The 8338-nt window shown below is 73.3% G+C and carries 8 protein-coding genes and 1 pseudogene; 7 read left to right on the top strand and 2 right to left on the bottom strand.

The window, feature by feature from the left end:
- The 7 genes from kamD to GUI43_RS32725 all read left to right on the top strand — a co-directional run.
- Positions 1 to 1271 (top strand): lysine 5,6-aminomutase subunit alpha (gene kamD, locus GUI43_RS32755; protein ID WP_428842242.1); only part of this gene is annotated, 1271 nt, incomplete at its 5' end.
- A complete protein-coding gene (kamE, locus tag GUI43_RS32750) occupies positions 1268 to 2023 on the top strand; it encodes a lysine 5,6-aminomutase subunit beta (RefSeq protein WP_112587992.1) in 756 nt (251 codons plus the stop codon). The genes kamD and kamE, both read left to right, overlap by 4 nt.
- Entirely contained in the window at positions 2020 to 2412 is a 393-nt protein-coding gene (gene kal, locus GUI43_RS32745) for a 3-aminobutyryl-CoA ammonia lyase (RefSeq protein WP_112587990.1), read from the top strand. Before kamE ends, kal begins: the two co-directional genes overlap by 4 nt.
- The gene (locus tag GUI43_RS32740; protein ID WP_112700650.1) at positions 2409 to 3746 is read left to right on the top strand and encodes a glutamate mutase L; all 1338 of its coding nucleotides are present in this window, start codon (positions 2409 to 2411) and stop codon (positions 3744 to 3746) included. The genes kal and GUI43_RS32740 overlap by 4 nt, the downstream gene beginning before the upstream one ends.
- A gap of 479 nt (positions 3747 to 4225) precedes the next feature.
- Entirely contained in the window at positions 4226 to 5929 is a 1704-nt protein-coding gene (gene lnt / locus GUI43_RS32735; RefSeq protein WP_112700648.1) for an apolipoprotein N-acyltransferase, read from the top strand.
- 34 nt (positions 5930 to 5963) lie between these two features.
- A complete protein-coding gene (locus GUI43_RS32730; RefSeq protein WP_225855063.1) occupies positions 5964 to 6773 on the top strand; it encodes a polyprenol monophosphomannose synthase in 810 nt (269 codons plus the stop codon).
- 92 nt (positions 6774 to 6865) lie between these two features.
- Positions 6866 to 7384, top strand: coding sequence for an FxsA family protein (locus GUI43_RS32725; protein ID WP_112700646.1), 519 nt, complete (start codon positions 6866 to 6868; stop codon positions 7382 to 7384).
- An 87-nt stretch (positions 7385 to 7471) separates the two neighbouring features.
- Here the strand turns inward: GUI43_RS32725 and GUI43_RS32720 are convergent, their stop codons facing one another.
- Both GUI43_RS32720 and GUI43_RS34130 read right to left on the bottom strand, forming a co-directional pair.
- Positions 7472 to 7813 (bottom strand): RNA polymerase-binding protein RbpA, encoded by a 342-nt coding sequence (locus tag GUI43_RS32720; RefSeq protein WP_091398247.1) that lies wholly within the window; start codon positions 7811 to 7813, stop codon positions 7472 to 7474.
- A 231-nt stretch (positions 7814 to 8044) separates the two neighbouring features.
- Positions 8045 to 8338, bottom strand: a pseudogene (locus tag GUI43_RS34130) (hypothetical protein); the annotation flags it as partial.

Genomic DNA, 8338 nt, shown 5'->3' with positions numbered 1-8338 from the left:
CGGCGTCTCGTCCCTGCCGGAGGCGGGCACCTTCGCCGAGGCCAAGGTGTGGGCCCCGATGCCGGTCGGCGGCGCGCAAGGCCGTCGGCGCGGGCATTCGGCGCATCGACCGGCGGCGCGCCGAGCGGGACCGGCTGGTGAAGCGCCACGGCGACCCGGCGCAGCGGCCGTGGATCTACCTGATCGTCGCCACCGGCGACATCTACGAGGACATTCCGCAGGCGCAGGCGGCGGCGCGCGCCGGCGCTGACGTGATCGCGGTGATCCGTTCCACCGGGCAGTCGTTGCTGGACTACGTGCCCGAGGGCGCGACCCGGGAGGGCTTCGCCGGCACGTACGCCACGCAGGAGAACTTCCGGTTGATGCGCGCGGCGTTGGACGAGTCGTCGAAGGAGGTGGGCCGCTACGTGCGGTTGACCAACTACGCCTCCGGGCTGTGCATGCCGGAGATGGCGACACTGGCCGGGTTGGAACGCCTCGACATGATGTTGAACGACTCGATGTACGGGATCCTGTTCCGCGACATCAACCCGGTGCGCACGTTCGTCGACCAGCGGTTCTCCCGGCAGGTGCACGCCCGCGCCGGGATCATCATCAACACCGGTGAGGACAACTACCTGACCACGGCCGACGCGGTCGACGAGGCGCACACGGTGACGGTGTCGCAGCTGCTCAACGAGTTCTTCGCGCACGAGGCGGGGTTGGCGGACTGGCAGTTGGGGTTGGGGCACGCGTTCGAGATCAACCCGGAGGTGCCGGAGTCGTTCCGGTTGGAGTTGGCGCACGCGTTGCTGGCCCGGGAGTTGTTCCCGGACGCGCCGTTGAAGTGGATGCCGCCGACGAAGCACATGACCGGTGACGTGTTCCGGGGCAACCTGCTCGACGGGTTCTTCAACCTGGCTGGCGCGCTGACCGGTCAGGGCATCCTGCTGGTGGGGATGATGACCGAGGCGGTGGTGACGCCGTGGTTGTCCGACCGGGACATCGCCCTGCAGAACGTGCGCTACGTCCTGGGCGCGGCCGGTGGGTTGCACGAGGACTTCGTGCCGGCGCCGGGCGGGTTCATCCGTCGCCGCGCCAACCAGGTCCTCGGTGAGGCACTGGACCTGCTGGAGCGCATCGGGGAGCAGACGCTGCTCACGGCGATCGCCGAGGGCACCTTCGGGATCATGAAACGGCCCGCGGACCGCGGCAAGGGCCTGTCCGGGGTCGCCGCGCACGAGGCCGACTACTGCAACCCGGCCACCGACATCCTGGAGGCGACGGCGTGAGCGGGGAGAAGCAGATCGTGCGCCCGTACGGGGACACCACCGGTGACGGCATGGTGCAGGTGTCGTTCACCCTGCCGGTGGCCCACGACAAGCGCGCCGAGGGCGCGGCGGTGCAGTTGGCCAACAAGATGGGCATCGACCCGGCGATGGTGGTGCACGCCAAGCCGATGGGCGACGGGTTCACGTTCTTCGTCGTCTACGGGCGGGTCAACCACCTGGTCGACCTGGGCGCCGTGCAGGTGGTGGAACGGGACTTCGCGCTGCTGTCGGCGAAGGACGTCAACACGGTGATCAAGCAGCGGTTGCGGCGCAAGCTGTCAGTGGTCGGGGCGTGCATCGGCACCGACGCGCACACGGTGGGCATCGACGCGATCCTCAACGTCAAGGGCATCGCGGGGGAGAAGGGCCTGGAGTACTACCGGGAGTTGAAGGTCACCAACATGGGCGCGCAGGTCAGCGTGCCGGAGCTGGTGGAGACCGCCCGGGCGGAGAAGGCCGACGCGGTTCTCGTGTCGCAGGTGGTCACCCAACGCGACGCGCACCTGCACAACACCCGGGAGATGTCCGCCGCGTTCCGGGAGGCGATGCCGGCGGGACGGCGGCCGCTGCTGATCGTCGGTGGGCCCCGCTTCGACGAGACGATGACCGACGAGTTGGGCGTGGACCGGATCTTCGGTCGGGGCACCACGCCCGGCGAGGTGGCCAGCTACCTCGTGCACGCCCTGATCACGCAACGGAAGGCGATGGCATGACCGACGCACGACTCGGGTTGACGGTGACGCACCGGCGGTATGTGCCGTACTCGCACGCCCACTACGCCGGCAACCTCGTCGACGGGGCGTACGCGCTCGGGTTGTTCGGCGACGTCGCCACTGAGGTGTGCATCCGCACCGACGGCGACGAGGGCCTGTTCGCCGGATACGCCGACGTGCGCTTCCACGCGCCCGTCCACGCCGGGGACGTGGTCGAGGTCACCGCGCGGGTGGCGCGGGTGGGCACCCGCAGCCGCACCCTGGAGTTGAGCTGCGCGGTGGTGTGCCGGGGTCGCCCGGACCGCTCCGCGTCCGCCGCCGAGGTCCTCGACCCGCCGATCGTGGCGGTCACCGCGACCGGCACCGTGGTCGTCCCCGCCGCGTCGTGACCCTGGCGGTCTGCGCCGACGTCGGCTCCACGTACACGAAGGTGGCGGTGGTGGACCTGGCCGCCGGTGTCCTGGCCGGCGCGGCGTCGGCGCCCACCACTGTGGGCACCGACGTGCTGCACGGCCTGGACGCCGCGGTCGCGGCGGCCACCGCCGGGCTCGGCGTGCGCGACGTTCCCTGGTACGTGTGCTCGTCGGCCGGTGGTGGGCTGCGGCTGGCCGTGATCGGCTACGAGCCGCTGGTCACCGCGCAGGCCGGCCGGCGGGTCGGGTTGTCCGCCGGCGCGCACGTGGTGCACGTCGCGGCCGGGCGACTCGGCGCCGCCGACCTGACAGCGTTGCGGGCGGCCCGCCCGGACGTGGTGCTGCTCGTGGGCGGCACCGACGGCGGCGACGCCGACACGATCACCCACAACGCCACCCGCCTGGCCCGGGCCCGGTGGCGCCGGCCCGTGGTGTACGCGGGCAACGCCGACGTGCGCGAGCAGTTGACCGGACTGCTGCGTGACGCGGGTGTGCCGGTGACCGACGCCGACAACGTCCTGCCGCGCATCGGGGTGCTCGCCCCGGCGCCGGCGCGGGCGGCGATCCGCGCGGTGTTCCTGCGCCACGTCATCGGCGGTAAACGGCTGTCGCGGGGTGCCCGGTTCGCGCGGTTGGTGCGGGCGGCCACCCCCGACGCGGTGCTCACCGGTGTGGAGGTGCTCGCCGACACCCTCGGCGGTGACCTGGCCGTGGTCGACGTGGGTGGGGCCACCACCGACGTGTACTCGGTGCTCACGCCCGACGAGCGGGCCACCGGGCCGGGTCGGGAGGTCGCCGGCAGCCTGTGGCGGGCCCGCACCGTGGAGGGCGATCTGGGCATGCGGTGGAGCGCCCCCGGGGTGGTGCGGGCCGCCGTGGAGGAGCGGCTGCTCGCCGCCGGCGAAGCCGACGATCTGGCCGCCGCGGCGGCGCGACGGGCGGCCGACCCGGCGTTCCTGGCCGTCGACGACGTCGAGCGGGCCGTGGACCGGCGTATCGCCACCCTCGCCGCGACGGTGGCGCTGCGCCGGCACGCCCGGGGCGCCGCCACCGGTGAGCGGGCCGGGCGGGACCTGCGCGACGTGCGGATGCTGGTGGGCTCCGGTGGGGTGCTGCGGCACTCGCCGGCGGACGTGTCCGGGCAGGTGCTGACGGCGGTCCTGACCGACCACGCCGGCGGGTGGGCGCTGCCGCGCGCCGCCGCCGCGGTGGTCGACGCCGACTACGTGTTGGCCGCCGGAGGGCTGCTCGCCGAGGAGCACCGGGCGGCCGCGCAGTCGCTGCTGCGTCAGCATCTGCGTACGCATTGAGACTCGCCGACCCGACACGCCGTGTCGCAACACACGACAGGCCGGCTGCGGGTTGACAACCGACGGGGGTCGGCACGTACCGTCTTTGAGTCCTACCACGGGAAGCGGCTGTTGTTCGCTTCGTCCCTTCGTCCGCTGGCCGAGCGACATGTTTGAGCGTCATCGTCGCGGCGGCCAGGTCCAGCGGGCGGGGGTCGGCGGGGCGGCGCGAACCGGCCGCGGTTACCGGTGTACGGGCAGGGTGAGGTGCACGGCCAGTAGACAACGGCCCGGCGGGGGCAGCCAGTCCACGTCCGGTCGGTCCGAAGGTCGTCGTGCCCCATCCTCGCCACACCGGCCGGGAAGGGCCTGGGAGCATCGGGGCGCGGCGCGAGCCGCGCCCCGATTTCATGTCCCCCGGGCGGTTCGTGCCCGACGGCCCGACGCGGCCGGTTCACCCGCCAGCCAGGTAACCTTCGCCCCGTGATCGAGGTGAAGCGGTGACGACCCTGGACCGGGATGAGACGCACACGCCGGCGGCGCTGCCCCGGCCGGTCATTGCCGGTCGGCCGCTGCCGCTGCGGGTCGCCGTACCCCTGGCCGTGGCCGCTGGGCTGGCCCTGCTGGTGGCGTTCCCCCCGTACGGGGTGTGGCCGCTCGCGCCGGTCGGGGTGGCGTTGCTGGCCGCCGCCGCGCACCGGCGGCGGTTGCGCGCCGGCGCCGGCCTGGGCTTCCTGACCGGGGTGGCGTTCTTCGCCCCGCTGCTGGACTGGACGAACCTGCACACCGGTTATCTGCCGTGGGTGCTGCTGTCGCTGCTGCAGGCCGGCTACCTGGCGCTGCTGGGCGCGGCCACCGCCTGGGTGTCGCCGCTGGTCGACCGCGCCCGCTGGGCGTGGCCGGCGCTGACCGGGCTGCTCTGGGTCGGGCAGGAGGCGCTGCGCGACCGCACCCCGTTCGGCGGGTTCCCGTGGGGGCGGTTGGCGTTCAGTCAGGACAGCTCACCGCTGCTGCGGCTGGCCGCGCTGGGCGGCGCCCCGTTGGTCACCTTCGTCGTGGCTCTCATCGGCGGGTTGCTGGTCACCGCCGTCTGGCGGGGCTGGGTCACCGCCCAGCGCCACGCAGCTGAGCCCACCACCACGCCGAGCGACGCCGCGCCGGGCTCTGACGGCCCGCTGGACGGCCCGCCACGCGCCGGGGGTGCCGTGGCGCGGCGGTGGACGCCTGTGGTCGTACCGGCCGTCGTGGCCGTCGCGCTGACCGCCGGGGGTCTGCTGGTGCCGGTCGCCACCGCCGGGTCCGGCGAGACCGTCACCGTGGCGATCGTGCAGGGCAACGTGCCACGGCTGGGCCTGGACTTCAACGCCCAACGGCAGGCGGTGCTCAACAACCACGTCGACGCCACCATCGAACTGGCCGAGCGGGTCGCCGACGGGCAGCAGCGGCGACCCGACCTGGTGGTGTGGCCGGAGAACTCCAGCGACATCGACCCGCTGCGCAACCCCACCGCCGGTGCGCGCATCTCCCAGGCCGCCGACACCATCGGCGCGCCGATCCTGGTCGGCGCGGTCCTGCTGGGCCCCGACGCCGGGCAGGTCCGCAACGCGGGCATCCTGTGGCGCCCTGGCACCGGCGCGGACCTCGAGCAGCTGTACACGAAACGCCACCCGGTGCCGTTCGCCGAGTACGTGCCGCTGCGCGACGTGGCCCGGATGGTCAGCAAGAAGGTCGACCTGATCCGCAACGACTTCGTGCCCGGAAGCACCCCGGGCGTGGTACGCGCCGGTCCGACTGTGCTCGGTGACGTGATCTGCTTCGAGGTCGCCTACGACGAGGTGGTCCGCGACACCGTCACCGGTGGCGCGCAACTGCTGGTGGTGCAGACCAACAACGCCACCTTCAACGTGGCGGAGGCCCGCCAGCAGATGGCCATGGTGCGGCTGCGGGCGGTGGAGCACGGACGTCCGGCGTTGATGGCCTCCACGGTCGGGGTGTCCGGGTTCGTCGCACCCGACGGGCGGGTAAGCGATGCCACCGGGTTCAACACCCGGGAGGTCGTGGTGCGGCAGTTGCGGCTCGACGACGGACGCACCCTCGCCACCCGCCTCGGCTGGTGGCCCGAGGTGGCGCTCGCCGCGCTGGCCGCGGCGGCCCTGGTCGGCGCGGCGGTGCTGCGTCGGCGGCAGCGGGTCAGGCCCGGATAGCAACAGCCGGTACGCCGGCGGGAGCGGAGGAACCGTGATCCAGGCGACCGATACGATCCGACGCGCGGACGAGGTGCCCGGGGTGGGCCGGGTGCTGGTGGTGATCCCCACCTACAACGAGGCCGACAACATCGCCGTGATCGTGGGCCGGGTCCGGCGGGCCGCCCCGGCGGTGCAGATCCTCATCGCCGACGACAACAGCCCCGACGGCACCGGCGCGATCGCCGACGCCCTCGCCGACGGCGACGCGCATGTGCAGGTGCTGCACCGCCAGGGCAAGCAAGGCCTCGGCGCGGCGTACCTGGCCGGGTTCGGGTGGGCGCGCGAGCGTGGCTACCAGGCGGTCGTGGAGATGGACGCGGACGGCTCGCACGCCCCGGAGGACCTGCCGGCGTTGCTGGACGCCGCCCGCGACGCCGACGTGGTGATCGGCTCCCGGTGGACCAGGGGCGCGCGGGTGCTCAACTGGCCGCTGCGGCGGCTGCTGCTGTCGCGCGGCGGCAACCTGTACGCGCGCCTGGCGCTGGGCATGCCCGTCTCGGACGCCACCGGCGGTTACCGGGTGTACCGGATCAGCGCGTTGGACGCCATCGACCTGGAGTCGGTGACCTCGCAGGGCTACTCGTTCCAGGTGGAGCTGTCGCGGCTGGCGCACCGGGCCGGTGTGCGGATCGTGGAGGTGCCGATCACCTTCGCCGAGCGGGAACGCGGCGACAGCAAGATGAGCCCGAAGATCGTGGCCGAGGCGCTGTGGCGGATCACCGCCTGGGGGGTGCGCGACCGGCGCCAGGCGGTGCGCCGGGGCCTGCACGGCACCGCCACCGGCCAGGCACGGTGGCCGTGAGCGGGTCAGGCACGGTGGCGGTGAGCGCGGCCGTGTCATGCTGGATGAGCGGAACACGTCCGTGGTGTCCGCAGGAATGGCGATGAGGTGAGATGCGCCGAGGACTGAGGTTCGTACCGTTGGCCCTGTTGCTGGCGGTGGTGCTGGAGCTGGCGGTGTTCGTCGGCGTGGGGCGGGCGCTGGGGTTCGGCGTGGCGGTGTTGCTGGTGTTCGCCGCGTCGCTGCTGGGGTTGGTGCTGCTGCGCCGCGAGGGGATGCGCGCCTGGCGTGGTTTCCGCGCCGCGGCGGCGGCCGGGCAGCCCCCGGGTGGTCAGGTGACCGACGGGCTCGTCGGTCTGGCCGGTGCGCTGTTGCTGGCGGTGCCCGGCCTGGTCAGCGGGGTTGTCGGGTTGCTGCTGCTGGTGCCGCCGGTGCGTCGACTGGCCCGCGCAGGGGTGCGCCGCGCCACCGAGCGGCGGGTGTCGTCGATGGTCGCCGGTGACCTGTTCGGGCCCCGCACGGTGCGGGTGCGCCAAGGTGCGCCGCAACCGGCCCCGCAGCCGGAACAGCCGGTGGTGGTCGACGGCGGTCGGGCCATCGAGGGCGAGATCGTCGAGCCCGGCCGGCACTGAGACCAGGCCGCCTGCACCGCGCTCAAGGCAGACACGACGGCGCCCCCGGGGAAACCCCGGGGGCGCCGTCATCGTGCGTCGTGCGGCTCAGGCGCGGCCGCGGCGGGTCCGAACCTCCTGCAGGCGCTCCTCCAGGATGTCCTCCAGCTCGGCGATGGAACGCCGCTCCAGAAGCATGTCCCAGTGGGTACGCGGCGGCTTGGCCTTCTTCTGCTCCGGCTCGTTGCCGTCGACGAGTCGGGCGACGCTGCCGTCGAACTTGCATTCCCAGGTCGTCGGGACCTCGGCGTCGACGGCGAACGGCACCTCGAACTGGTGGCCCTTGGCGCAGAGGTACTCGCGGGTCTGACGCGGCGCGAGCTCCGTGTTGCGGTCGGATTCGTAGCTCACCGCGCCAAGGCGGCTTCCGCGCAGCATACGCTCGCCCATGATCGACTTCCCCTCGTTCGTGGTGCTGGTCTTCTGGGTGTAACGGTGCGTCCCCGTCGAGCCATTCCCGCCCGAGGGCGTGAGGCGTCCACGGGTGGGCCGGGACCAAGGATAACCGGCCGGGACGCTCACCCGGTGAGGTGATCCCCAGGCGGGTCGGGACAACGATGTGTGTCCGCTGCCACCGGGGAGGTTAACCGCCCGAGCCTACCGAAGGTTGCGCCACGATCATCAGGTGGCGTCGCCGGGAGTGGCGGTGCCGAGGCGGGCCAACGCCAACGCCAGGTCACTGACCTGGTCGCCGAGCTGCGCCACCCGCCGCTGGGCCAGGTCCCGGTCGGTCTCGGCGGCGTCGAGTCGTACCGTCAGGGCGGTGCGGTGACCCTCGGCGGTCGCCGCGGCCTGCCGGGCCACTGTCAGCTCGGCGGTGAGCGCGTCGCGCTGGGCGGCCAGGGCCGCCACCTCAGCGCGCAGCCGCGCGGCCAGCTCCGCGGCCTCCTGCCGGGCGTCGTCGGCCTGCCGGGC

It is taken from the genome of Micromonospora noduli (assembly GCF_003264365.1).
Classification (GTDB): Bacteria; Actinomycetota; Actinomycetes; order Mycobacteriales; family Micromonosporaceae; genus Micromonospora; species Micromonospora noduli.
This window is presented reverse-complemented; position numbering and strand designations above follow the sequence as displayed.

Excerpts from the sequence above, each read along its gene's own strand:
- kal (WP_112587990.1), top strand. The coding sequence starts at position 2,020 with ATGACCGACGCACGACTCGGGTTGACGGTGACGCACCGGCGGTATGTG.
- GUI43_RS32725 (WP_112700646.1), top strand. The coding sequence starts at position 6,866 with ATGCGCCGAGGACTGAGGTTCGTACCGTTGGCCCTGTTGCTGGCGGTG.
- GUI43_RS32720 (WP_091398247.1), bottom strand. The coding sequence starts at position 7,813 with ATGGGCGAGCGTATGCTGCGCGGAAGCCGCCTTGGCGCGGTGAGCTAC.